Origin of the sequence: Pyxidicoccus trucidator (assembly GCF_010894435.1) — a bacterium.
In the GTDB taxonomy this organism is placed as follows: Bacteria; Myxococcota; Myxococcia; order Myxococcales; family Myxococcaceae; genus Myxococcus; species Myxococcus trucidator.
The window spans coordinates 118,708-142,405 of the sequence record NZ_JAAIXZ010000024.1; the positions used below are offsets into that span (position 1 = coordinate 118,708).

20 protein-coding genes are annotated in these 23,698 nt (G+C 71.5%); 12 read left to right on the forward strand and 8 right to left on the reverse strand.

Annotated elements, in window-relative coordinates; genetic code table 11:
- Positions 1-143: 143 nt before the first annotated feature.
- The gene (locus G4D85_RS42700) at positions 144-1,769 is read right to left on the reverse strand and encodes a bifunctional 3-(3-hydroxy-phenyl)propionate/3-hydroxycinnamic acid hydroxylase (protein WP_164020034.1); all 1,626 of its coding nucleotides are present in this window, start codon (positions 1,767-1,769) and stop codon (positions 144-146) included.
- 635 nt (positions 1,770-2,404) lie between these two features.
- On the opposite strand from G4D85_RS42700, the gene G4D85_RS42705 reads away from it, so the two are divergent.
- Positions 2,405-2,644, forward strand: coding sequence for a hypothetical protein (locus G4D85_RS42705; RefSeq protein WP_240359836.1), 240 nt, complete (start codon positions 2,405-2,407; stop codon positions 2,642-2,644).
- Between the two features lie 166 nt (positions 2,645-2,810).
- Here G4D85_RS42705 and menE read toward each other — a convergent pair whose 3' ends face one another.
- The 6 genes from menE to G4D85_RS42735 all read right to left on the reverse strand — a co-directional run bounded on the left by menE (position 2,811) and on the right by G4D85_RS42735 (position 10,406).
- Positions 2,811-4,307 carry an o-succinylbenzoate--CoA ligase gene (gene menE / locus G4D85_RS42710; RefSeq protein ID WP_164020035.1) on the reverse strand — a complete coding sequence of 499 codons (1,497 nt, stop codon included), beginning with the start codon at positions 4,305-4,307 and terminating at the stop codon, positions 2,811-2,813.
- A gap of 88 nt (positions 4,308-4,395) precedes the next feature.
- Complete coding sequence (locus tag G4D85_RS42715) at positions 4,396-5,559, reverse strand: mandelate racemase/muconate lactonizing enzyme family protein (protein WP_164020036.1); 1,164 nt, start codon at positions 5,557-5,559, stop codon at positions 4,396-4,398.
- Between the two features lie 9 nt (positions 5,560-5,568).
- On the reverse strand, positions 5,569-6,492 hold the full coding sequence (locus tag G4D85_RS42720; RefSeq protein WP_164020037.1) for a 1,4-dihydroxy-2-naphthoate polyprenyltransferase: 924 nt from the start codon (positions 6,490-6,492) through the stop codon (positions 5,569-5,571).
- Positions 6,489-7,352, reverse strand: a complete 864-nt coding sequence (gene menH / locus G4D85_RS42725; protein WP_164020038.1) for a 2-succinyl-6-hydroxy-2,4-cyclohexadiene-1-carboxylate synthase — start codon at positions 7,350-7,352, stop codon at positions 6,489-6,491. Before menH ends, G4D85_RS42720 begins: the two co-directional genes overlap by 4 nt.
- Positions 7,343-9,112 carry a 2-succinyl-5-enolpyruvyl-6-hydroxy-3-cyclohexene-1-carboxylic-acid synthase gene (gene menD / locus G4D85_RS42730; RefSeq protein WP_164020039.1) on the reverse strand — a complete coding sequence of 590 codons (1,770 nt, stop codon included), beginning with the start codon at positions 9,110-9,112 and terminating at the stop codon, positions 7,343-7,345. The genes menH and menD overlap by 10 nt, the downstream gene beginning before the upstream one ends.
- Complete coding sequence (locus tag G4D85_RS42735; RefSeq protein ID WP_164020040.1) at positions 9,096-10,406, reverse strand: isochorismate synthase; 1,311 nt, start codon at positions 10,404-10,406, stop codon at positions 9,096-9,098. The genes menD and G4D85_RS42735 overlap by 17 nt, the downstream gene beginning before the upstream one ends.
- 182 nt (positions 10,407-10,588) lie before the next feature.
- Between G4D85_RS42735 and aroF the strand changes: the two genes are divergently transcribed.
- The 8 genes from aroF (at position 10,589) to G4D85_RS42775 (ending at position 18,731) form a co-directional block, all read left to right on the forward strand.
- On the forward strand, positions 10,589-11,428 hold the full coding sequence (gene aroF, locus G4D85_RS42740) for a 3-deoxy-7-phosphoheptulonate synthase (protein ID WP_240359837.1): 840 nt from the start codon (positions 10,589-10,591) through the stop codon (positions 11,426-11,428).
- Positions 11,425-12,114, forward strand: a complete 690-nt coding sequence (gene ubiE / locus G4D85_RS42745; RefSeq protein ID WP_164020041.1) for a bifunctional demethylmenaquinone methyltransferase/2-methoxy-6-polyprenyl-1,4-benzoquinol methylase UbiE — start codon at positions 11,425-11,427, stop codon at positions 12,112-12,114. Before aroF ends, ubiE begins: the two co-directional genes overlap by 4 nt.
- The gene (locus tag G4D85_RS42750) at positions 12,095-12,697 is read left to right on the forward strand and encodes a shikimate kinase (RefSeq protein WP_164020042.1); all 603 of its coding nucleotides are present in this window, start codon (positions 12,095-12,097) and stop codon (positions 12,695-12,697) included. The genes ubiE and G4D85_RS42750 overlap by 20 nt, the downstream gene beginning before the upstream one ends.
- Entirely contained in the window at positions 12,694-13,965 is a 1,272-nt protein-coding gene (locus G4D85_RS42755; RefSeq protein ID WP_164020043.1) for a shikimate dehydrogenase, read from the forward strand. The genes G4D85_RS42750 and G4D85_RS42755 overlap by 4 nt, the downstream gene beginning before the upstream one ends.
- Positions 13,962-14,981, forward strand: coding sequence for a chorismate synthase (aroC, locus tag G4D85_RS42760; RefSeq protein ID WP_164020044.1), 1,020 nt, complete (start codon positions 13,962-13,964; stop codon positions 14,979-14,981). The genes G4D85_RS42755 and aroC overlap by 4 nt, the downstream gene beginning before the upstream one ends.
- Positions 14,978-16,054, forward strand: a complete 1,077-nt coding sequence (locus tag G4D85_RS42765; protein WP_164020045.1) for a 3-dehydroquinate synthase — start codon at positions 14,978-14,980, stop codon at positions 16,052-16,054. Before aroC ends, G4D85_RS42765 begins: the two co-directional genes overlap by 4 nt.
- The gene (locus G4D85_RS42770) at positions 16,051-17,352 is read left to right on the forward strand and encodes a 3-phosphoshikimate 1-carboxyvinyltransferase (RefSeq protein WP_205525948.1); all 1,302 of its coding nucleotides are present in this window, start codon (positions 16,051-16,053) and stop codon (positions 17,350-17,352) included. The genes G4D85_RS42765 and G4D85_RS42770 overlap by 4 nt, the downstream gene beginning before the upstream one ends.
- 77 nt (positions 17,353-17,429) lie before the next feature.
- On the forward strand, positions 17,430-18,731 hold the full coding sequence (locus tag G4D85_RS42775) for a citrate synthase (protein ID WP_164020047.1): 1,302 nt from the start codon (positions 17,430-17,432) through the stop codon (positions 18,729-18,731).
- A gap of 103 nt (positions 18,732-18,834) precedes the next feature.
- On the opposite strand, the gene G4D85_RS42780 is transcribed toward G4D85_RS42775, so the two are convergent.
- Positions 18,835-20,661 (reverse strand): AMP-dependent synthetase/ligase, encoded by a 1,827-nt coding sequence (locus G4D85_RS42780; RefSeq protein ID WP_164020048.1) that lies wholly within the window; start codon positions 20,659-20,661, stop codon positions 18,835-18,837.
- An 83-nt stretch (positions 20,662-20,744) separates the two neighbouring features.
- On the opposite strand from G4D85_RS42780, the gene G4D85_RS42785 reads away from it, so the two are divergent.
- The 3 genes from G4D85_RS42785 (at position 20,745) to pyk (ending at position 23,639) form a co-directional block, all read left to right on the forward strand.
- Positions 20,745-21,122, forward strand: a complete 378-nt coding sequence (locus G4D85_RS42785) for a hypothetical protein (protein WP_164020049.1) — start codon at positions 20,745-20,747, stop codon at positions 21,120-21,122.
- Between the two features lie 107 nt (positions 21,123-21,229).
- Positions 21,230-22,015, forward strand: coding sequence for a bifunctional nuclease family protein (locus G4D85_RS42790; protein WP_205525949.1), 786 nt, complete (start codon positions 21,230-21,232; stop codon positions 22,013-22,015).
- A gap of 223 nt (positions 22,016-22,238) precedes the next feature.
- Positions 22,239-23,639, forward strand: coding sequence for a pyruvate kinase (gene pyk / locus G4D85_RS42795; protein WP_164020050.1), 1,401 nt, complete (start codon positions 22,239-22,241; stop codon positions 23,637-23,639).
- The last annotated feature ends 59 nt before the right edge of the window (positions 23,640-23,698 follow it).

The following is a 23,698-nucleotide window of genomic DNA, read 5'->3' on the forward strand; positions in this document are numbered from 1 at the left end:
TCCCTGAAGCACCCGCCGTACCCAGGGCGCCACGGGCCTCAGTCTGCCCTCGGCGCCCTGTCCATTTCGGCCCCCTGCCCCGCCGTGAGGCCGCGGCGTGTTCCGTCCCAGCGCGAATCCGCGCGAGGCCGGAGCGCGCCGGCTCAGCCCGCCCGCCGCACCGCGCCCTGTCCGCGGCGCGCCAGCGGACGGATGCGTCCCCGGAGCGAGCCCTGGAGCTGGCCCGACTGGCCGGCGCCCGCCGTCCCGTAGACGTAGCGATCCGGGCGGAGCACCACGAGGTCCGCCGCGTGCTGCGCGAACCAGGCGCCCAGCCGGCCCTCCACGTCCACCACCCCGTCCGAGCGGCCTGCACCCGTCCGCTCCGCGGCGGACACCGACAGCCAGCGCCCGCCGAGCTCCTCCGCCAGGGCCCGGGCCTCGCGCTGCGTGTCCAGTGAGGCGCCAGGCCGGGTCAGCACCGCGAAGCCCTCTCCCAGGACGTCGTCCAGCAGGGCGGTAGTCCCGTCCGGCAGCTCCACGCGCGGCTGCGGGAAGCAGTTGCCCTCGGCGGCGCCCTTCCCCATGCGGCGACCGCGGATGAGGAAGCCCTGCGCCAGCGGCTCCACCGGCTTGACCTTGTACTGGCGGATGAACTCACCGGTGAAGGGCAGGCGGTAGAGCACCTGGATGAGGGCGTTGCGCGCCCGCGCCAGCAGCTGGCCGCCCGTCATCATCACCCGGCCCATGGCGTCCGAGCCGCGGATGATCTCCACCACGTGCGCGCGCCGCTCCTGCTCGTAGGAATCCAGCAGCGACGCGTCCGCCGCGTCCCCGAGCACCAGGGCCAGCTTCCACGACAGGTTCGCCGCGTCGCGCATGCCCGCGCACAGCCCCTGCCCCAGGAAGGGCGGCATCAGGTGCGCAGCGTCCCCGAGGAGGAAGACCCTGCCCACCTGCCACTTCTCCGTGATGCGGCTGTGGTACGAGTACACGTTGGCGGAACGGACCTTCACGGTGGCCGGGTCCACGTAGTGCGAGATGATGTTGCGCACGTACTCGGGCCGACGCGCGGCCTCCAGGTCCTGGTCCGGCGCGAGGATGACGTCGAAGCGCATCTCGTCCCGCGACGTGCGGGTGATGAAGCCCCGGCGGTTCGGACCGCAGAGATAGGCGGTGAACGCCGGCTCCGGAGAGGCGGTCGTCACGGAGATGGCGAGCGAGTGCTCCAGTGCCGTCGTGCCCTGGAGCTGCAGCCCCAGCCGCCGACGGATGGCGCTGTGCGCGCCGTCGCAGGCCAGCAGGTAGCGGGCGCGCACCGTGACGGCGTGCTCGGTCCCGCACTCCTTGACCCGTGCGGTGACGCCCTCGTCGTCCTGCACGAAGGACTCCACCTCGTGGCCTCGCCACAGGCTCACGTGGGGGAAGCGCGCCATGCCCTTGTGGAGCGCCGCCTCCATCCGCGGCTGCTGGAAGAACGCGCACGCGAAGTGGCTGTAGGGCATGTCCACCTTCGTGAAGTCCACCTCCGCCAGGGAGACCAGATCGTCGTTCAGGTACTGGAGGCGCCGGCACGGGAGGAAGCCCGGATCCAGCTCGCCCACCAGGCCCACGGACTGGAAGATGCGCTGCGTTTCGTCGTCCAGGCTGAAGGCGCGGGACTGGCCGTTGGGCTCGGTTTCACGCTCGATGACGAGGGTGCGGACGCCCTGCTGCCCCAGGAGGTTCGCCGCCATCGCACCGACAGGACCACATCCGACGATGATGACATCAACAGACTCTGGAGCCATGTCCGCCTCCTGTTACGTGTCTACGGATTTGAGCTGCCTTTGAGCCGAGCTCCCCCTTGACCTGGGAGATAGAGATACCAATACAACCTGACAACCCCTCGGTCGCCTATCTCGACGCCACTACCCTGCCGACCTGACAAGCATCGGACTCCCACACCCACCCCGCTCTGCGCAGGACGCGTTTTCCCTCGGGAGTCGACCCGGAATGCGATCTCACCGCGACATGCTGCCGCGGGCCTTCAGCTGCCTGGGCGACCCACCCCACCGCGTCGCCACCGCCTTCACTTAATTGAACGCACGGGGTGAAATTCCTTGCATGTCTGCGCTTTTTCTTCCCGCATGGGTTTGGCTTTCCCGCATGTCTGGAATCTGCGTCGCCGAAGGACACACGACGTAAGTGGATCCACGTAGCAAGACAGCCGAGACAGTTCCTTGGAGGCTTCAAGATTGCGCCACGGCGCGAAGACCTGGTGCCGTGGAGTGTGAGGTGGGACGTGAAGAGGGCGAGGACTCGTCCGCTCGCCAGGTGACAGCTCCGAGAGGCGGCACGAGGACCGTGTCGGGAACCCGGCAGTGACGCCCTGCACCAACGCGGGGCGTCGTGATTTCCACGGCTCACGGTTGTTGGATGCGGGGTGAAGTTCCTCAAGGAGTACACACAGATGGAATGGCTCGAATTCCCGCGTTGGTCCCCTGAAGTGGAGCGGCAGCTGGCGATGCAGGCCGCGCGACTTGGGGCGGCGATGAGCCGCGGAGCCCTCGCGGCTCGCAAGCCCGGCGCCAGCGCCACCGTCGCCGCGGCGTACCGGCTGAACGCGATGCTGCGCTCATACCCGCGTACCAATCCCTGGGGCCACCCCGCCTCCGAATGCTGAGCGCCTCGCGCCCCGTGGCCCGGCCCGTCCGCCGCTGACGGCGCCAGGGCGCGGCCGGCGCGAGCCCAGCACGGGAGACCGCGACGAGGCCCCTCCTCCGCCCTCATCCGAGGGACGGGAGCGCAGCCCCCGGTCTCGACCTTGACTCCAGAATCAGGCTTCCGCGTCAGCCCATGGAGCGCTGGCGGAGCACGGTGCGCTCGACCTTGCCCATGGCGTTGCGGGGCAGCGCATCCACCCAGGTGAAGCGCGCGGGCGTCTTGAAGCCCGCGAGCGACTGGCGGCACCAGGACTCCAGTTCCTCAGTGGTGGGCGTCGGCTGGCCGGCGCGAGGCGCGAGGAAGGCCACGGGTACCTCGCCCCAGCGGGCGTCGGGCAGGCCCACCACGGCGACCTCCTGCACCGCCGGGTGGTTGGCGAGCACCGCCTCCACCTCCGCGGGGTAGATGTTCTCTCCGCCGCGGACGATGAGGTCCGTGCGCCGGGAGAGCACCGTGAGGCGCCCCCGCGCGTCGAGCACGCCCAGGTCCTTCGTGCGCAGCCAGCCGTCCCGCAGCGCCTCGCGCGTGGCGTCCGGGCGTTGCCAGTAGCCGGCCATCACCGTGGGGCCGCGGACCTCGATGTCGCCTTCCTCGCCGGGGGCCTTCAGCGCGCCGTCCCCTCCGACGATGCGGACCTCCACGCCGGGGAGCGGTGGCCCCGCGGTGCGGCCGTCGGCCTCGGTGGGGCGCTCGGTGGTGACCTGGGAGCACGCCTCCGTGAGGCCGTAGGTCTGGAGCGCCAGCATCCCGGCCGCGCGGGCCCGCTTCAACAGCGGCACGGGGACCGGGCCTCCGCCAATGAGCGCCAGACGGAACGTCGGCGGCACGGGGCTATCACCTCGCGCGTCCAGGACGCGCTCCAGCGTGGTGGCGACGAGGCTGGCGTGGGAGACGCCCTCCGCGTCGATGGCCCGGTTGACCGCGTCCGCGTCGAAGCGGTCGTGCAGGACGAGGCAGCCCCCCTCGTAGGCGGTGCGGGTGAGCATGGCGAGGCCGCCCACATGGAAGAGCGGCAGCGTGCCCAGCCAGCGCGGCGCGGGGTGTGGGCCCAGGTTGGCCGCGGAGGCCTGGGTTGACGCCCGGAAGTTGCCCTCCGTCAGCACCGCGCCCTTGGGCCGGCCCGTCGTCCCGCTGGTGAAGAGGACCACGCGAGGCGAGTCCCCGGAGAGCGGTGTGCATGTGTGGGACGGCGTTCCGGTGGCAGCGACGAAGGACTCCAGGGGCCGGGCGCCGGGGAGCCGGTCCATCAGCGCGCCCAGGGCCAGCGTGAGGCGCGGGGCCACGTCCTCCACCAGCGGCGCCAGCTCCGCGCGCGTGAGGCGGGCATTGAGCGGCGCCAGCACGGCCCCCAGTCGCCCCAGGGCCCAGAACAGCCCCACGGAAGCCACGTGGTTCGTGGCGAGCACCGCCACCCGGTCTCCCGCTCCGACCCCTTCGGACTCGAGGGCCTTCACCCACGGGCCCACCTCCGCGTCCAGCGCGCTGTAGGTCCAGGTGCGGCCGGCGAAGGTGAGCGCCTCCGCGTCCGGAAACTTCTGGGCGCCTTCCCGGATGGGACAGCTCCAGGGGCCGCACCGGGAGCCAGTGAGAGTCCCCGCGTCGCCGGTCTTCGGGTCCGTCATCCCACCGCCTCGTATTTCGTGGGTCGGGCGCTCCTGTAGCCAGCACGCGGCCCGGTGGGGTCGCCGTGGCTTCGGGGTGCCGCGCCCGTCATCCCACCATGTCGGGCGTCAGGCCGAGCCCCGATGACTGCGGCAGCCGGATGTTCCCCTGCACGGGCCGGTACGGGTGCGACGCGGGCTCCTTCGTGAAGAGGCGCCCCACAGCGAGCCCCGACGCAAGCGCTCCCGAGGGCAGCGCCGCCGCCAGGTGGGTCGCCCCCGCGCGCGCCACCACCCCGTCAATCGAGCTCGTGACGTACGACTGCATTCCCAGCCGCGCCGCGCGCATCGCCACCACCAGGCATGGCAGCAGCCCGCCGAGCACCATCGGCTTCAGCACCACCGCGCCCACCGCCGGGCCTCCGCCCATCAGCGGATCCACCGCCAGCAGCGCCCGCAGCGCCTCCGGCGAGCCGAGCGACTCGTCCGCGGCCACCAGGCACGGCGCCCGTCGCTGCACGCGCCACAGCGCCGCCAGGTCCTCCGGCGGCGTGGGCTGCTCCACCAGCTCCAGCCCGTACCAGCCCAGCTTGTCCAGCGCGCGCTTCGCCTCGGGCTCGGACCAGCCGCCATTCGCGTCCAGCCGCAGCTTCACGTCCGGGCCCACCGCCTCGCGCACCGCCTTCACGCGCTGCTCGTCCTCATCCAATGAGCGGCCCGCCGCCACCTTCAGCTTCAGCGTGCCGAAGCCCTCGGCCACCGCCTTGCGCGCCTCGTCCGCCAGCGCCTCCGGCCCGTCCGCGCCCAGCAGCGCATTCACGGCAACCTCCGGACGCGCCTCCTCCGCCAGCAGCCAGCACAGGGGGACGCCCTGCCGCTGCGCAAGCAGGTCCAGCAGCGCCAGCTCCAGCGCGTGCTCCGAGGCGGGCATGGGCCCTTCGGGCGTCGTCTGTCGTGCGCGGATTCGCACGCCCTCGCCTCGCGCCACCTGGGGCGGGAAGGGAGACAGCGTGTCCTCGATGGCGCGCACCGAGTCGCCGAGGAACTGTCCCTTCAGCGCGGAGAGCCAGGCGCCCAGCGTGGCGCCGCAGTCGGCGAGTGACTCGGTGCCGAACTCCGGCAGCGGCATCGCCTCACCGAGCCCTACCCGTCCCGCCTCGTCCTCCAGTCGCACGAGGAACCCCTCGCGCGCCGTGTACGTGCCTCGGGAGGTCTTCAGGGGCTGGAGCAGCTCCAACCGCAACGGGGTGAACGACGCCTGGGCAATCCGCATGGGCTCACATCATCGCAGGTACAGCCCCAGTGCGAACAGCAGGCCGTAGAAGAGTTGCAGCCGGGCCGTCCCACCAAGCGCCGGGTTCAGCGCCGCCCCCTCCGAGGTCAGCATCAACCTCAGAGGTGGAATCGCCAGGGGAAGACTCAGGAGGGCCAGGAAGACCCAGGGGCTTGCCAGCCCCAGCGCGTACATGGCGAACGGCGTGGCGTAGGAGAGCACGAGCAGCAGCACGTACTCCGCCTTGCCCATACCGGTCCCGAAGCGCACCACCAGCGTGCGCTTGCCTGCCTTCACGTCCGTCGAGGCGTCGCGCTGGTTGTTCACCACGATGAGCGCGGTGCCAATGGCCCCCACCGGAACGGCGGCCCACCACGTCGCCGGGTCCACCGTGCCCGCCTGCACGTAGTACGTCCCCGTCACCGCCACGAGGCCGAAGAAGATGAACACGAACACATCCCCGAGCCCGTGGTAGCCCAGCGGGAAGGGACCGCCCGTGTATGCGAACCCGCACACCAGTGACGCCACGCCAATCGCGATGATGGGCCACCCGCCCACCACCACCAGGTACAGGCCCACCGCCGTCGCCAGCCCGAAGCACACCGCCGCGCCAGCCAGCACCGTGCTCGGAGCGATGAGCCCGCTCTGCGTCACCCGCTTGGGGCCGAGCCGCTCGTGCGTGTCCGCGCCCTTCTTGAAGTCGTAGTAGTCGTTGATGAAGTTGGTGCCGATCTGGATGAGCACCGCGCCCACCAGCGCCGCGAGCGCCGGCAGCGCGCGCCCCACGCCCAGGCCGAACGCGAGCGCCGTCCCCACCAACACCGGCACCAACGCCGCTGTCAGCGTCTTCGGCCGGGCCGCCATCACCCACAGCTTCACCCCAGGACGCGGCTTCACCGCCGCGGGGCCCGGTACCGGAACCGACGTGCTCACGGGCTCACCCTCCCCGGGGCCGCCACCGTCGCGGCGGGGCTGTCGAACTGCGGCGCCTCGTACCAGGGCGTCTGGAGGAAGCCCAGCACCTCACGCGCGTAGTCCTCCGGCGATTCCAGATGTGGCGCGTGGTGGCACTCCGCGAAGGCGTGACGCCACACCACCGGCAGCTCCGCGGCCATGCGGCGCGCCGTCTGGGTGAACTTCGCGTCCTTGGCCCCGGTGAGCAGCAGCGTGGGCAGCCGCTGCGCGTGCAGCTCCGGCCAGTAGTCCGGCTGGACGCCGAGGCCCAGGCACTCCAGCGCCCCGGCCAGTCCCTCCGCCGTGCAGGCCCGGCGGCGGGCTCGCAGGACTTCCTGGCGCTCGGGCGGGAGCTGACGCAGGCCCTCGAACAGGGGCAGCGCCTCCCAGCGCTCCACGAAGGCGTCCACGCCCCGGGCGCGGATGAAGGCCGCGAGTTGGGCATCCGCCTCGCGCCGCGCCGCCCGCTCCTGACGACGGTGCAGGCCCGGCGAGCCGCTCTCCATGATGAGCCGGCCGAAGCGGTCCGGCGCACGCACAGCCGCCGCCAGCGCCACCCGCGCACCCTGCGAGTAGCCCAGCAGGTCCACCGGCCCCAGCTCCAGCCGGTCCACCAGCGCCACCAGCGCGTCCACCGTCTCCAGGAAGCCCTCGCGCCCCTTCTTCTCCGGCAGCGGCGTGGCGCCATGACCGGGCAGGTCCACCGCGATGGCCTTCACCGTCTTCCCCAGCCAGGGGCGCAGGTCATCGAAGGAGTTGCGGCTCCCGGTGAAGCCGTGCAGCAGCACGAGGGGCCGGGGGCCTTCGCCCCACTGCTCGTATGCCAGCGTCACGCCCATGGTCCTTCTCCCAGTGCGGCAGCCATCCGCGCGAACAACTGCCGGTGCTCGTCGACGTTGGAGGCCCGGTCGACCCGCGCCTCCACCAGATGCAGTCCCCCCTCCAGGCCCTCGCGCACCGCCGCCCGGAGCGCCGTGGGCGTCTCGGGCCGGTGCAGGCGCGCGCCACCGAGCGCCGCCGCGTGGGCGAGGTCCACCCCGTGCGGAGTGCCGAAGAGGGACTCGAAGTCGTCCGGCCGCGCCGCCTGGGCGATGGGCAGGAACGAGAAGATGCCGCCGCCGTCGTTGTTCACCACCACCACGGTGAGCGACAGGCGGGCGCGCGACGCGGTGACGAAGGCGCCCACGTCGTGCAGCAGGGCCAGGTCCCCCGTGAGCAGCACCGCCGGCCGCCCCGCCGCCGCGGCCATGCCGAGGGCGCTGGAGATGATTCCGTCGATGCCGTTGGCCCCGCGGTTCGCCAGCACCCGCAGCGGCACCGGTCCCGCGGGGGCGAAGGCGTCCACGTCGCGGATGGGCATGCTGCTGGAGACGAAGAGCGGCACTCCCGCCGGCAGCGCCGCCACCACCTCGCGGGCGATGCGCGGCTCGTTCAGCACCTCGGGACGCTCCGCGAAGGCGGACTCCAACTCGGCGCGCGCCAGCCGCTCCGCGCCCAGGAAGCTGCGCGCCCACGGCCCCGCTCCACGCGACAGGCCCCGCGCCAGCGCCTCGCACGCAGCCACCGCCGAGCCCTCCACCACCAGCCCCGCGCGGTGCGCCGGGTCGAACAGCGCGCCCCCGTCGCTGAAGAGGACGATGTCCGCGCCGGACGCATCCATCCACTGCTGCGGCACCCTGGGCGTCAGCCCGCCGCCGAAGCGCAGCACCAGTTCGGGCCGGTGCGCCTTCGCGAAGGGCGCGTGGCGCAGCAGCGCGTCGTAGTGCGACACCGTGAGCGGGCCACCGCCATAGCGGGCCTGCGACGTGGCCTCGGCCAGCACCGGGTAGCCCGTCGCCCGCGACAGCGCGCTGATGGCCTCCGAGAACCCGTCCGCCTCGTCGCGCGGGCCACAGACGATGACTCCGCGCTCGGTGGCGGAGATGCGCTTGCGCACGTCCTCCAGCACGGCCGCGTCCGGAGCGGGTGTGGGCGGAACGATTCGCGTGAGCGGAGCCCCAGGCCGGCCCGACTTCGCCAGCGCGGACAGGCGCTCCTCTCCGAAGGGCTCGGCCACGGGGGCCAGCGGCTCGCGGAAGGGCACGTTGAGCTGCACGGCCCCGCGCGGCGCGCGCATCGCGGTGGCCACGGCGCGAGCAGCGGTGGCGCGCAGGTGGCCCAGCGCCACGTCACTCGCCTCGGGCTGGCCCAGGTCCGCGAAGAGGCGCGCGTGCTCACCGTAGAAGCGTGCCTGCGACACCGTCTGCGGCGCACCCCACCCCTGCAACTCCAGCGGCCGGTCCGCCGTCAGCACCACCAGCGGCACATGGGCCAGCGCCGCCTCGATGACCGCCGGGTAGAAGTGCGCGCCCGCCGTGCCACTCGTGGCCACCACCACCACCGGGGCCCGCGACTGCTTCGCGAGGCCCAGGGCGAAGAAGCCCGCGCTCCGCTCGTCGATGACGGACCAGGTGCGCAATCCCTCCGCGCGGGCACAGGCCAGCGCGAGCGGCGACGAGCGAGAGCCCGGGCATACCACCGCGTGCCGCACGCCTCCGCGCGTCAGCTCCTCCATCAGCGCGCGTGCCCACAGCACGTTGAGGTTAGCGTCTGACGACATCCCCGCCTCCCAGCGCCCGCAACATGGCCAGACTCTTCATCTCCGTCTCCCGCCACTCGGCCTCGGGGGTGGAGCCAGCAACCAGCCCCACGCCCACGAACAGCCGCGCCTTCGCTCCCCGCACCAGCGCCGAGCGCAGCGCCACCATCAGGTGTGCGCGCTTCGGTCCCACCCAGCCCACCGGCCCCGCGTACCAGCCCCGGTCCAACCCCTCGTGCTCCAGCAGGAACGCCAGCGCGCGCTCTCGCGGGAAGCCGCCCACCGCCGGCGTGGGGTGCAGCGCCGCCACCACCTGCGCCGCCGTGACGCCCTGGCGCAACTCCGCGCGGATGCCCGTGCGCAGGTGCACCACGTTCTTCAGCGTCAGCAGCGCGGGCTCCGCGTCCGACGTCACCTGCTCCGACAGCGGGCGCAGCGTCGCGAGGATGTAGCGCACCACCGAGTCATGCTCGCGCAGGTCCTTGTCGTGCCCCCGCAGCCCCTCGGCCTGCCCCGGCGCCGCCGTGCCCGCGAGCGCGTCCGTCTCCAGCACGCGCCCCTCCACCCGGCACAGCGTCTCCGGCGTGGCGCCCAGGAAGCACGTCCCGTCCGGCGCGCGGAAGAGGAAGGTGGCGCAGCGCGGGTTCTGCTCACGCAGCCGCGACAGCACGTCCACCACGTCGAAGGGCGCCGTCCCGTCCGCGTCCAGCGAGCGCGCCAGCACCACCTTCTGGAGGTGACCCGACGCAATCGCCTCCAGCGCGCGGTTCACCCGCGCCTCGAAGGCGGAGCGCGAGGAGGTCAGCTCCAGCGACGCCTGCGCGCCACGCGGGTGCCGGTACGTGTCCGGGAAGCACGCGCGCACACGCTCCAGCCGCGAGCGCACCGCGTCCTCGCCACCCCGGCCCTCCTGCGCGAAGGCCGCCACCCGCAGGCCAGCGTCCGTGCGCCACACCAGCACCTCCGGCAGTGTCCAGCGCGCCACACCATGTGAGTCCCACGCCGCATCCGGCACACCTGTGGAGCCAAAGCGCATGCCGCCGAACCAGGGGCCCGGCATCGACTCGGGCTCCTCGCCCATCCAGCGCAGGGACAGGGCGCCCAGGGACGCCAGCGCCGCCGGGGCCTGCGACGCGTCCCCCGCCTCCACCACCGCGGCCTCGCCCCACCCCGCCGCCGCCTCCCGCGCCAGCGGCCGCTCCCAGTACACCGAAGGAACGCCCAGCACGTCCGCTCCCGCCAGCGGATCCCCCACCGCCAGGGGCATCATTCCGGCCACCCAGCGCTGGCCCTCAACGGGATTGAGCGTCTTCATCAGCGGTCCTCATCGATGATTGCCTCGCAATCACCTTCGGTTGTCTTCTAAGCCATCTCGGCTATACATGCACCAAGGAGTTCAAAACCTCTTGAACTCCATGAATCGGAGGGTCCGTGGGAGGCGAGCGGCCAGACGTACCCGCACCGGCGGTGTCGGCGCGGGACACAGGCGCGAGGAAGGTGCTCCGTGCCGCACGGCCCGAGGGCACGCGAGTCCGCGTGGGCTCCGTCGAGTTCGGCGGCCCGGGCTTCGTCGTCATGGCGGGGCCGTGCGCGGTGGAGGGCGTGGAGCAGGTGGACCGCGCCGCCGCCGCGGTGGCCGCAGCCGGGGCCCATGTGTTGCGGGGCGGCGTATTCAAGCCTCGCACCAGCCCCTACGCCTTCCAGGGCATGGGAGAGCCGGGCCTGCACGTGCTGGCCGAGGCCGGGCGCCGCCACGGGCTGCCCATCATCAGTGAGGTGATGGAGCGCGAGCAGCTGCCGCTCATGGAGGAGTCCGCCGACATCCTCCAGGTGGGCGCGCGGAACATGCAGAACTACTCGCTGCTACGAGCTTTGGGAAAGTCGCGCCGGCCGGTGCTGCTCAAGCGGGGACTTTCCGCGACGCTCCAGGAGTGGCTGCTGGCGGCGGAGTACATCCTCGACGGTGGCAACGAGCAGGTGATGCTGTGTGAGCGCGGCATCCGCACCTTCGAGACGGAGCTGCGCAACACGCTGGACCTGGCGGCGGTGGCGTGGGCGAAGCAGCGCTCGCACCTGCCCGTCATCGTCGACCCGTCGCATGCGACGGGCGACCCGGAGCTCATCCTCCCCATGTCGCTGGCGGCCGCTGCCGCCGGGGCGGACGGATTATTGATTGAAGTCCACCCCCGGCCGGAGCAAGCAATGTGCGACGGCCACCAGGCCCTGACTCCCGAGCGCTTCCAGACTTTGATGCGCCGGCTGCCAGCCGTGCTAGGAGCGGTGGACCGACACCTTTGGAGGCCGGACAGTCCGGCCCAGGTCGCGAGGGCGCGATGAGCAGCGAAGTCCGTCAGATGTTCTCTTCCATCGCTCCGCGGTACGACGTGACGAACGAGGTCCTCTCGTTCGGCGTCCACCGCCTGTGGCGTCGGACCGCCGTGCGGCTCAGTGGTGCGAAGGAGGGCAGCAGCGTCCTCGACTGCGCCACCGGCACGGGCGACCTGGCCATGGTCTTCAAGCGCAAGGTGGGCGGCGCCGGCCGCGTCGTCGGCACCGACTTCTGCCCGGAGATGCTGGAGAGCGCTCCCGCCAAGGCGGCGAAGGCCGGCCTCCAGGTGGAGTTCCAGGTGGCGGACGCGCTCGCCCTGCCCTTCGCGGACAACTCCTTCGACGTGGCCTCCATCGCCTTCGGCATCCGCAACGTGGATGACCCGGTGAAGTGCCTGAAGGAGATGGCCCGCGTGGTGCGCCCCGGCGGCCGCGTGGTGGTGCTGGAGTTCGGCCAGCCCAACGGCGCGTTCGGCGCGCTGTTCCGCTTCTACAGCAAGAGCATCATGCCCGCCATCGGCGGCCTGCTCACCGGCAACCGCGCCGCGTACGAGTACCTGCCCCGCACCTCCGCGGCCTTCCCCTCCGGGGACAAGTTCGTGGAGCTGATGGAGCAGTCCGGCGCGTACTCGGAGCGGGCCGCCCACCCGCTGACGTTCGGCACCGCCTACGTCTATGTCGGCACCGTCCGCTGAAGAGCGCCAACGCCTCGTAGAACAGGTCCTCACCTGCGTTGATCCCCGGCTCTCGCCGGGGCTTCGCGAGGCACTCGCCCGTCCCGGGCCGGGCCTGCTCCCGACGCCCGGGCAGACGGTGGCGATTGCCGGCCACCGCAGCGCGGGCAAGACGCGCCTGCTGCCGCTGGTGGGCGCGCTGCTTGGCAGGACCGGGCTGGACCTGGACGCCCACCTGGAGCGCACCCATGGCCGCCCGCTCCGCACCTGGGTGGCCGAGGCCCCGGCGGAGTTCCGCGCCGCCGAGCGCCGCGCCCTGCTGGATTTGCCGCCCGGAGGGCTGGTGTCCCTGGGCGGCGGCTTCCTCTCCCACCATGCGGACGCACTGACGGGCGTGTTCACCCTGCTCGTCCCCATCAGCTTCGACAGCTACCGCGAGCGCCTGCTCAGGGACCGGACGCGCCCGCGCCTGCGTCCCGAGCTCTCGCTCGAAGAGGAGCTGTCCTCCGTGTTCCATGAGCGCGAGGCCCTCCACGCCCGCGTCCCCACCGTGGCCCTGGTGGAGTTCCTCCGGGGCTGCCTCACCACCGAGGTCCTCCCGTGACGCCCGCCCGTCGCGTCGTCACCCTTCCCCCCACCGTGTCCGGCCCCGACGCTCCGCGCTTCGCGCGCGAGTGCCAGCTTCGGGGCGCGAGCGTGCTGGAAATCCGCACGGACCTGCATGCGCCCGACGCAGTCGACGCCGACGCGCTCGCGGCCGTGCTCCCACTGCTCGTCTCCGAGCGGGGCAAGCCCCTCCCGGCCGCCTGGGTGGCCGCCGCGTGGCGCGTGGACCGTGACTTGAAGGACACGAAGGGGCGCGAGGGCGCCCTGGACGCGCCCTCCGGGAAGCTGCTCGCGTCGCACCATGCGGAGCGCCAGCTCTCCACCGTCGAGGCCCTCCGACTGTGGGAGCGCGAGCTGCCCCCGGATGCACTGGTGAAGCACGTGGAGCCCATGCACGGGCCGGAGCACCTGGTGACGCTGCTGGAGACCCAGCGCCTGCTGACGGAGCGCTTAGGCGTGACGCGCGTCACGGTGCTGGGCATGGGCCCGTTCGCGCTGCCGGCGCGGGCGGTGCTGGCGCGCAACAACGTGCTCGACTACGTGGCGGCGGGAGGCTCCTGGGCCGCGGCGCCCGGGCAGCGCCTGCTGGACGACGTCGTCCGGGAGACGCGCGGGGCCGACAGCCTGGCGCTGGCGCCGCCGCTGCGGCTCGGAATCCTCGGCACGTCCATCGTCCACTCGCGCTCGCCGCGCATCCACCGGCAGCCGTTCGACCGCATCGACATCCCCGAGGACGGGCCCGTCGAGACGCTGGTGGACTCGCTGCTGCCGCACTACGCCGGCTTCGCCGTCACCAGCCCCTTCAAGCTCCGCCTCGCGCGGCACACGCGCTCGCCGCTGGAGGCCATCAACACGCTGGTGCGCCGGGGCAACCGCTGGGAGTCCTTCAACACCGACACGTACGGCGCCCTCACGGTGTTGGACAGGCTCAACGCCATGGACGCCTTCGTGCTGGGCGACGGCGGCGCCACCGCGGCCATGCGGGCCGTGGCGGGCGAGATTGGCTGCAACCTGCGCATCCTCCGCCGGGCCGACATCCAGGCGCCCCTCAAGGGGGCAGGCATCTGGACGTGGCCGGACCGGGTGCCCGCGCCGGAGTCCCTGCGTTTCGAGCGAGCGCGCGTCGCGGTGATCGCCTACGGTGCTCCGGGCCGGCGTATCGCCACGGAGATTTCGCGCCGTGGAGGTACTCCGGTCCTGCTGGGCGCGGCATGGTTCATCGCGCAGGCCCGGCGGCAGCGCCAGCTCTGGGAGTCCGCGACATGAACACCTTCGGCACACTCTTCCGCTTGACGACCTTTGGCGAGAGCCACGGGCCCGCGCTCGGCTCCATCATCGATGGCTGCCCCGCCGGCGTTCCCCTCACCCGCGAGCAGATCCAGGTGGCCCTGGACCGGCGCCGCCCGGGCCAGTCCGCCCTCGTCACCGCCCGCAGCGAGCCCGACCAGGTGGAGATCCTGTCCGGCGTCTTCGAGGACAAGACGCTGGGCACGCCCATCGCCGCCATCGTCCGGAACACCAACCAGCGCTCGGGCGACTACGAGAAGCTGAAGGCGGAGGACCGCCCCGGCCACGCGGACGCCGTGTGGCGCGAGCGCTTCAAGCACCGCGACCACCGGGGCGGAGGCCGCACCAGCGGGCGCGAGACGCTCTGCCGCGTCATCGGCGGCGCCATCGCCGAGGCGTACCTCGCCCGGGACCTCCCCGCCATCCGCACCGTCGCGTACGTGTCGCAGGTGGGCGAGCTCGTGGCCGCGGTGCCCGCGCCCGGCCTGACGCGCGAGCAGGTGGACACCCACGCCACCCGCTGCCCGGACCTCGCCGTGCGCGACGAGATGTCCCGCCGCATCCTCGCCGCCAAGGAGGCCGGGGACAGCCTGGGCGGCTCCATCGACGTGCGCGTGGAGGGCCTGCCCGTCGGCCTGGGCGAGCCCATCTTCGGGAAGATCAAGGCGCTCATCGCCCAGGCGCTCGGCAGCATCGGCGCGGTGACGGGTGTCGTCTGGGGGCCGCCGGACCTGCTCGAGCGCATCGGCCAGCCCGGCACCGTCTTCCACTCGGTGAAGGACGCCTACGGCGGCATCCAGGGGGGCCTGGCCAACGGGGAGCCCATGCAGGTGCGCGCCTTCTTCAAGCCGCCCGCCACGCTGATGGACCACGCCAAGGGCGGGCGCCATGACCCGTGCATCATGCCCCGCGCCGTCCCCGTGCTGGAGGCGATGGTGTCCATGGTCATCGCCGACCTCGTCCTGCAGCTGAACGCCCGGCCCCACACCCTATGACGACCGCCTTCCTTCCTCCCGGGGCCTACCGTCCGCCCGTCGACCGCTGGGGCACCTTCGCCCGTCTCGCCGCAAGCCTCCCCGAGGGCAGCGTGGCCGTCGTCGACCGCACCGTGGCGAAGCTGCACCCCACGCTCCTTCCCACGCTGGAGGCCCGGCGCCCGCGCGCCATCGTCCAGCTCACCGGCGGCGAGAGCGCGAAGTCCTTCACCGCCCTGGAGAAGGTGCTCGCGGGGGGCCTGTCCCTGCCGCGCTCCGGCACCCTGCTCGCCGTGGGGGGCGGCACCGTGGGCGACGTGTCCACCGTGGCCGCGCACCTGCTCAAGCGCGGCGTGCGGCTGGTGCAGGTACCCACCACGCTGCTGGCGGCGGTGGACAGCAGCCTCGGCGGCAAGGGCGCGGTGGACCTCACCGTGCGCGGCCGCGTGGTGAAGAATCCCGCCGGCGTCTTCCACTACGCCGAGGAGGGCTGGCTCTGCCCGGAGTTCTTCACCACCCTGTCCGAGACGCAGGTGCGCGAGGGCTCGCTCGAGGCGTGGAAGATGGTCATCAGCCTCGATGCCTCCCTCTTCCGCCGCTACGTCCGCACGCCGCCCGCGCTGACGAAGCTGGTGAAGGACGCCCGCAGACTCAAGGAGAGCGTCTGCTCGCAGGACCCGTACGAGCACCAGGGCCTGCGCCGCGTGCTCAACTTCGGCCACACCTTCGGCCACGTGCTGGAGAGCGTGTCCCACTTCAAGCTGTCGCACGGTGACGGCGTGGGGCTGGGCATGCTGCTGGCCCTGGACGTGGGCCGGCTCCTGGGCGTGACGCCCGGGGACGTGGCCGCCCGGGCCGAGGAAGCCCTCGCCAACGGCCCCGGAGTGCCAGGCCGCGAGCGGGCCGCCGCCCTGCTCCGCCGCGCCCCGCTGAAGGACATCGTGACGCTGCTCGGCGCCGACAAGAAGGCGGGCAGCGCCGGCGAGCTGCGCATGGTGCTGCTCAGCGCCATCGGCACCACCGAGGTGCACGACGTGGCCGAGCACACCTGGCGTGAGCTGTGGCCCGCCTGGACGAAAGGTGTCCGCCCATGAGCTCGACGAGTGACTCCCGCATCCTCGTGAATCCGGCCGGCCTGCGCGCCGCGCCCCTCAACCCGCCCGTGTCCAAGTCGGACGCGCAGCGGGCCCTGGTGCTGGGCCACCTCACCGGCGCCTGGCCCCTGCCTTCCGTGCAGGCCGAGCCCGACGAGGACCTCCCCGCGGACGTCCGCGTGCTGCGCCGGGGCGTGGAGGCCCTGCGCCAGCGGTGGGAGCCTCAGGGCACCGTGCGCGACGTGGACTGCGCCGACGGTGGCGCGCCCTTCCGCATCCTCGTCACCCAGGCCGCGGTGACGCCCGGCGCGCACGTGCGCTTCACGGGCACGCCGCGCCTGGGGGAGCGCCCCCACGGGCCGCTGTTCACCTCCGTGCGCGCGGCGCTCGGGACGGCCGGCCTCACGCTCACGGAAGGCACGCCCTGGCCGGTGGAGCTGAAGGCGCCCCGAGACACCTCCGCCGTGGCCCCGGTGTTCCGGGTGCCGGGCGCGCAGAGCAGCCAGTACGCCTCCAGCCTGCTGCTGGGCTGCGCCGCGCTCTTCCTGCGCGAGCGCCGCGCGTGGAGCGTGGAAATCGAAGGCGCCCTGACGAGCGCCGGCTACCTGGAGCTCACCGTCACCTGGCTGAAGCGCTTCGGCTTCGACATCCAGGAGTCCTCTTCCCGCTACACGGTGGCCGGCTACACCGCGCCCCCGAGCGTCCCCTCGCTGCCGGGCGACTGGTCCTCGCTGGGCTACCTGCTGCTCATCTCCTGGAAGGCGGGCGGCACCGTGGAGCGGGCGGACACGGGCAGCGCGCACCCGGACGACGCCATCGTCCGGCTCATCGAGCAGGTGGGCCTCCGGGCCGTGCCCGCCGGGGGCCAGCACACGCTGAAGGTCGAAGGACGCCTGTCCGGTGGGCTGCGGGCCTCCGGCAAGGAGTGCCCGGACCTGCTGCCCACGCTGGCGGCCCTGGCGTGTGTGCTGCCGGCCCCCTCCACCCTCACGGACGTGGAAATCCTCCGGGTGAAGGAGAGCGACCGCCTGGAAGGCATCCGCACCCTCGTGGCGGCCTATGGCGGCACCACGAAGCTCCAGGGTGAGTCGCTGGAAATCCACCCCCCGTCCTCGCCCCCGGCGCGCTTCGAGATGGACAGCCGGGGTGACCACCGCCTGGCGATGACGGCTGCCACACTGTGCGTGCTATCCGGTACGCCCCTCCTCCTCACCGGCCCCGAGTGCGTGGAGAAGAGTTTTCCCGGCTTCTGGCGCCAGCTTTCACGCACCGGCGCTCTTATTTCCCGAGAGCCATAGGGGCATCAGTGTCCGCCCATCGGACTTATCGTTCTTTTTTGTTGAAAGCACTCTGCGGCCTGTGAAATCTCCGCCCCATGGCCAAGGACACGCTGACGATCACCGACAATCGGACCGGGAAGACGTACGAGGTCCCGATCGAGAACGGCTGTATTCGCACCAACGCTCTCCGCCAGATCAAAGCCAGTGACGAAGACTTCGGGCTGATGGGCTACGACCCGGCGTTCCTCAACACGGCCAACTGCAAGAGCGCCATCACCTTCATCGACGGTGACAAGGGCATCCTCGAGTACCGTGGCTACCCCATCGAGCAGCTCGCGGAGAAGTCCAGCTTCCTGGAGGTCGCGTACCTCCTGCTGAACGGGGAGCTGCCCACGCCGAAGGAGCTGGAGCAGTTCATCCACCTCGTCACGCACCACACCTACGTGCACGAGAACGTGAAGTCCTTCATGGACGGGTTCCGCTACGACGCGCACCCCATGTCCATGCTGGGCTCCACCGTCGCCGCGCTCTCCGGCTTCTACCCGGACGCGAAGAACATCAAGGATGAGCGCAGCCGCCGCATCCAGATCACGCGCCTCATCGCGAAGATGCCCACCATCGCCGCGTTCTCCTACCGGCACAGCATGGGCCTGCCGTACATCTACCCGGACAACGACCTGTCCTACGTCGCCAACTTCCTGGCGATGATCAAGCGCATCGGCACCACCACCTACAAGGTGCACCCGGTGCTGGAGCGCGCGCTCGACGTGCTCTTCATCCTCCACGCGGACCACGAGCAGAACTGCTCCACCACGTCCGTGCGCACCGTGGGCTCCTCCGAAGTGGACCCGTACTCCGCCGTCACGGCGGGCATCGGCGCCCTCTACGGCCCGCTCCACGGCGGCGCCAACGAGGCGGTGCTCCGCATGCTCCGGGAGATCGGCCACATCTCCAAGATCCCGGACTTCATCAAGTCGGTGAAGAGCGGCGAGGGCGAGAAGAAGCTGATGGGCTTCGGCCACCGCGTCTACAAGTCCTACGACCCGCGCGCCAAGGTCATCAAGCGCGTGGCGGACGAGGTCTTCGAGGTGACGGGCAAGAACCCGCTGCTCGACATCGCCCTGGAGCTGGAGCGCATCGCCCTCCAGGACGAGTACTTCGTGAAGCGGAAGCTGTACCCCAACGTCGACTTCTACTCGGGCCTCATCTACGAGGCGATGGGCTTCCAGGTGGAGATGTTCCCGGTGCTCTTCGCCATCCCCCGCACGGTGGGCTGGTGCGCGCAGTGGGAGGAGATGGTGATGGACTCGGAGCAGAAGATTGCCCGTCCCCGTCAGGTGTACACCGGCTCCAAGCGCCGCGACTACATCGCCATGGACAAGCGCGCCGCGAAGTAGTCGGCGCCACCCAGGCCCGCGCGGTAGCACGGGCCTGAAGTGAAAAGGGGCGAGGAACCGCGAGGTTCCCCGCCCCTTCGCTTTTCCAGAGGGCCCCCGCGCCTCAGCCCGTGTGGGCCTTGTCGGCGCCGTGCTTCGTCTCGGCGTAGAGCGTCTCGATGAGGGCGGAGTACTTCTCCTCCACCACCTTGCGGCGCACGCTCAGCTTGGGCGTCAGCTCGCCGCCGTCGATGGAGAACTCCTTCCCCACCACGGCGAAGCGCTTGATGGTCTCGAAGCGGGCCAGCTTCGGGTTGACGTCGCGCTCCACCGCCTCCTGGAGGAACTGCTGCAGGCGCGAGTCCTCGGCCAGCAGCATCAGGTCCTCGGGCCAGCCCTTCTGCTTCGCCAGGGCGCGGGCCTTCTCCCCCTCCAGCACCAGCAGGGCCACCAGGTAGTTGCGCCGCTCGCCCACCACCAGCGCGTTGCCCACGCCCGGCAGCATCTTCAGCAGCTCCTCGATGTTGCTTGGGGCCGTCTTCTTCCCGCCGGAGGTGACGATGATCTCCTTCTTGCGGCCGGTGATGTGGACGAAGCCCTCCGCGTCCAGCTGGCCCACGTCACCGGTGTGCAGCCACCCGTCCTCCAGCAGCTCCGCGGTGGCCTCCGGGTTCTTGTAGTAGCCCATGCAGACGTTGCCGCCGCGCACGAGGATTTCCCCGTCCTCGGCGATGCGGATCTCCACGCCCAGCATGGCGCGCCCCACCGTGCCCAGCCGCGTGGCGTCCTCGGTGTTCACCGTGCCCGGGCCCGTCACCTCCGTCATGCCCCACACCTCGTGGATGACCATGTCGATGGAGGCGAAGAAGTCCAGCACGTCCCGGCCGATGGGCGCCGCCGCGGTGGCGAAGAACTCCACCCGGTCCATGCCGATGCGCGCCCGCAGCGGGGCGAAGACGAGCCGCTGCGCCAGGCGGAACTTCGCCTCCAGGAACACGGAGACGCGCTCGTGGCGCATGACGCGGGTGTGGCGCTCCATGGCCACGCCGCGGGCCCAGTCCACCAGTCGCCGCTTCATGGGCGGCTGCGAGTTGAGCCCCGACTCCGCCTTGACCTTGAACTTCTCCCACACGCGGGGCACGCCGAAGAAGAAGGTGGGCCGCACCGCCTTCAGGCTGTCCGGCATCGTGTCCACCGACTGGGCGAAGTACACCTGGATGCCCATCAGCAGCGGACAGTGCAGGGAGATGATCTGCTCGGCGATGTGGGACAACGGCAGGTAGGAGATGAGCGAGGGCGGGTTGTTCTGCCCGAACTCCACCGAGTCCTTCAGCTGCTTCGCCGTCCACGTCAGGTTGTAGTGGCTCAGCATCACCCCCTTGGGGTGGCCGGTGGTGCCCGAGGTGTAGATGAGGGTGCCCATCGCCTCCGGCTTGAGCGCGTTGACACTGTCCCAGTACGGCCCCTCGTCCACCCCGGTACCCCGCGCCATGACGTCCGCGTACGTCAGCACACCCTCGGGCAGCGTGGCCGGCGGGTCGATGACGACGAGGTGGCGCAGCCCGGGCAGCCGCTGGCGCAGGGCCAGGCCGGTGCGCAGGTGCTTCTCGTTCTCCACCACCAGGACGGTGGCCTCACAGTGCCCGAGGATGTACTCGAGCTGCTCCAGGGAGCTGGTGGTGTAGAGCCCCACCGGCACGCCGCCCATGGCGATGGTGGCCAGGTCCGCCACGTGCCACTCCTCGCGGTTGAAGCCGAGGATGCCCACCGGCTGCCCCGCCCCGAACCCCAGGGCGCGCAGGCCCAGGGCGAAGCGGCGCACCCGCTGCGCGTACTCGGCCCAGGAGGTGGGCACATAGGCGCCCTCTTGGAGCGTCCAGAGGGCGGGCTGCTGATCCAGCTGGGTGGCCCGGTCATGGAGTGCGTGAATGACGGTCTTCGGAAGTTCCATGGAGGGAAGCTAACGGAAGCCCACCCGCCGCCGCCAGCAGCCTCACGCGTCTCCGACGTTGACAGCTGGTTGGAGGGCTTTGTATGCCGCGCCCGACCATGAGCATCGACTTCACCTGCCAGAAGTGCGAGGCGAGCTTCGAGCTGGACGCCCAGGATCTCATCGAGGGGACGGAGAAGATCGTCTGCCCTCACTGCGACGCGAAGGCGCCCACCAACTTGACGGAGGACTTCGTGGCGGCGCTCACGGAGATGCGGGCGCAGATCGCCGCGCTCGACAAGAAGTTCGCCGTGTCCATGACGCTCGAGTCCGTGGACGTGGAGGACACGCTCGACGACGAGGAGGACGACGAGGACGAGGAGGAGTCGGAGGAGGACGACGACCTCGACGAGGATGAGGACGAGGACGTCGACGACGACGAGGACTACGACGACGACGACGGTGAGGACGAAACCCGCTGAAGCCCGCCTGCCTGCCCTCCTACCCGGGGGGCATGGCCGTCTCACCGGGAGGGGCGTGCCCGGAGCGGCGCCCTCCCGGGGGGGTACCGGGTGCGTAGCTTAAGGGTGTGAAAACGCCCAACCGCGCCACCCTCTTCGTAGCCCCCCTCTCCGCAGTGGTCCTGGCGCTGGGAGGGTTGCTGCTCCTGCCTGCCTTCAGCTCGGCAGGTGCCGTGGCCGCGGCGGTACCCGCGGCGAGTTCTCAGCCCTGCATCACCGACGATGGGGACGACCCCAAGGCCTGCGCCGAGCTCGTGGAGCTGGAGGTGCAGGACGTGGTGCCGCTGGTGGAGGCGCAGACGCACGCCGTCGTGCTGACGACGAAGGACCGCGACATCGTCCTGCCCGTCTTCGTGGACGAGGCCTCGGCGGTCTCCATCGCCTTCCGGCTGGCCGAACGCAGCCCGCCCCAGCCGCTCGCCCAGGACCTGCTGGACGACGTGGTGAAGGAGCTCGGTGGCAAAGTCACCGAGGTCCGCATCGATGACCTCCGCGACAACGTCTACTCCGGCCGCGTCTTCCTGGAGCAGGGCAAGCGCAAGATGACCCTGGACGCGCGCCCCTCGGACTCCATCGCCATGGCCCTCACCAGCCACGCCCGCATCCGCGTCACCCGCAAGGTGCTGACGCTGGCCGGCATCAGCCGCGACGAAATCGAGGGCATGCAGGGCGGCCCCGGCGTGGGTGGCAGCGGTGGCATGGACACGGAGGAGGGCGTGCCCCTGCCCCTGCCCGGCATGCCTGGCGCGCCCTCGCAGGGCCAGCCGCCGCCGCTCGACATGGACCTGGACTCGCTGCCGCCGGGCCACCCGCCCGTCACGCCCCAGGGAACGGGCAAGCAGATCGAGCTCTAGGCCGCCGGCCCCGGCTACCGGGCGCGAGGACAGGTGAAGATGCAAGAAAGCCCGGCCCCCCCTCCCAGGGAAGCCGGGCTTTCTTTCTCTCTGACGTCGAGAGCACAAAAGAAGACGCGAGGGCCCGCCGGTGTGGCGGGCGCCTCGCGTCGAGGCGGAAGGATTGTCCCGTGAGCGAGAGACTGTCAAGCCGCCCTCCCGGACGCCTAGGATGCCCGCGCATATGCGCAAGGCGAAGATCATCTGCACCCTCGGGCCCGCGTCGGACACACCGGAAGTCATCGAGGGCCTCATCCGCGCCGGCATGAACGTGGCGCGGCTGAACTTCTCCCACGGTACGCACGAGGAGCACCGCCAGCGGGTGGCCATCATCCGCAAGGTGGCGAAGCGCCTGGGCACGCCGGTGGCCATCCTCCAGGACGTCCAGGGGCCGAAGATCCGCCTGGGTAGGTTCGACGGCGGGCAGCTCACCGTGAAGCCCGGTCAGACGGTGACGGTGACGACGCGCGCGGTGCTGGGCCAGGGCTCGGTCATCCCCACGCCCATCAAGTCGCTGGTGAAGGACGTGGTGCGCGGGGACGACATCCTCCTGGACGACGGCCGGGTGCGGCTGCGGGTGATGAAGGTGCAGGGGCCGGATGTCACCTGCCGCGTGGAGGTCGGCGGGCTGCTGAAGGACAAGAAGGGGCTGAACCTGCCGGGCTCGCCCATGTCCGTGCCCACGATTACCCGCAAGGACATCGACGACCTGGCCTTCGGGCAGGAGGTCGGCGTGGACTACGTGGCGCTGTCCTTCGTGCGCTCCGCGGCCGACATCCACAAGGCGCGCGAGCTGGTGAAGAAGAACAAGACGCCCCTCATCGCGAAGATTGAAAAGCCCCAGGCCGTGGACGCGCTGGAGTCCATCGCCGAGGCGGCGGACGGCATCATGGTGGCGCGCGGCGACCTGGGGGTGGAGATGCCGCTCGAGCAGCTCCCCGCCATCCAGAAGCGCATGGTGCGCGAGGTGAACCGCCGGGGCGGCCTGGTCATCGTCGCCACGGAGATGCTGGAGAGCATGGTGAGCAACCCGCGCCCCACCCGCGCCGAGGTGTCGGACGTGGCCAACGCCATCCTCGACGGGGCGGACGCGGTGATGCTGTCAGGCGAGACGGCGGCGGGGCGCTACCCCATCGAGGCCGCGGCCACCATGGCGCGCATCGTCGAGGAGACGGAGCGGGGCGTGGTGCGGCACCAGCACCACTCGCCCTTCGAGCGCTCGGAGGACATGGGGACGGGCGTGGCGGCGGCGGCGGTGGCGGCGGCCACGCAGCTCAACGTCGACACGATTGTGGCCTACACGGAGAGCGGGCACACCGCGCGCCTCATCTCCGAGTTCCGGCCCAACGCGCGCATCATCGCCCTCACGCCGAGCGCGGACACGGTGAACCGGATGGCGCTCTACTGGGGCGTGACGGGGCACCAGGTGGGCCGGGTGACGTCCACGGACGGCATGCTCAAGCAGGTGCGCAAGCTGTGCCGCGATGAGGGCCTCTGCAAGACAGGCACGCTCGTGGTGGTGGTGGCCGGCGTCCCGCTCAACGTGCCTGGCAACACCAACCTCATGAGCATCCACCGGGTCTGAGCGGCGGGCGCCCTGCCCTTCCCCGGGCCCGCGAGTCGACGCGGGCCGGGGCAGGGAGA

Bases quoted from the DNA above. Each gene is read 5' to 3' on its own strand.
- G4D85_RS42715 (WP_164020036.1), bottom strand. From the start codon at position 5,559: ATGCGGATTGCCCAGGCGTCGTTCACCCCGTTGCGGTTGGAGCTGCTC.
- G4D85_RS42765 (WP_164020045.1), top strand. From the start codon at position 14,978: ATGACGACCGCCTTCCTTCCTCCCGGGGCCTACCGTCCGCCCGTCGAC.
- G4D85_RS42780 (WP_164020048.1), bottom strand. From the start codon at position 20,661: ATGGAACTTCCGAAGACCGTCATTCACGCACTCCATGACCGGGCCACC.
- G4D85_RS42750 (WP_164020042.1), top strand. From the start codon at position 12,095: ATGTCGGCACCGTCCGCTGAAGAGCGCCAACGCCTCGTAGAACAGGTC.
- G4D85_RS42735 (WP_164020040.1), bottom strand. From the start codon at position 10,406: ATGAAGACGCTCAATCCCGTTGAGGGCCAGCGCTGGGTGGCCGGAATG.
- menH (WP_164020038.1), bottom strand. From the start codon at position 7,352: ATGGGCGTGACGCTGGCATACGAGCAGTGGGGCGAAGGCCCCCGGCCC.
- menD (WP_164020039.1), bottom strand. From the start codon at position 9,112: ATGTCGTCAGACGCTAACCTCAACGTGCTGTGGGCACGCGCGCTGATG.
- G4D85_RS42785 (WP_164020049.1), top strand. From the start codon at position 20,745: ATGCCGCGCCCGACCATGAGCATCGACTTCACCTGCCAGAAGTGCGAG.
- aroC (WP_164020044.1), top strand. From the start codon at position 13,962: ATGAACACCTTCGGCACACTCTTCCGCTTGACGACCTTTGGCGAGAGC.
- G4D85_RS42770 (WP_205525948.1), top strand. From the start codon at position 16,051: ATGAGCTCGACGAGTGACTCCCGCATCCTCGTGAATCCGGCCGGCCTG.
- menE (WP_164020035.1), bottom strand. From the start codon at position 4,307: ATGACGGACCCGAAGACCGGCGACGCGGGGACTCTCACTGGCTCCCGG.
- G4D85_RS42775 (WP_164020047.1), top strand. From the start codon at position 17,430: ATGGCCAAGGACACGCTGACGATCACCGACAATCGGACCGGGAAGACG.
- G4D85_RS42700 (WP_164020034.1), bottom strand. From the start codon at position 1,769: ATGGCTCCAGAGTCTGTTGATGTCATCATCGTCGGATGTGGTCCTGTC.
- pyk (WP_164020050.1), top strand. From the start codon at position 22,239: ATGCGCAAGGCGAAGATCATCTGCACCCTCGGGCCCGCGTCGGACACA.
- ubiE (WP_164020041.1), top strand. From the start codon at position 11,425: ATGAGCAGCGAAGTCCGTCAGATGTTCTCTTCCATCGCTCCGCGGTAC.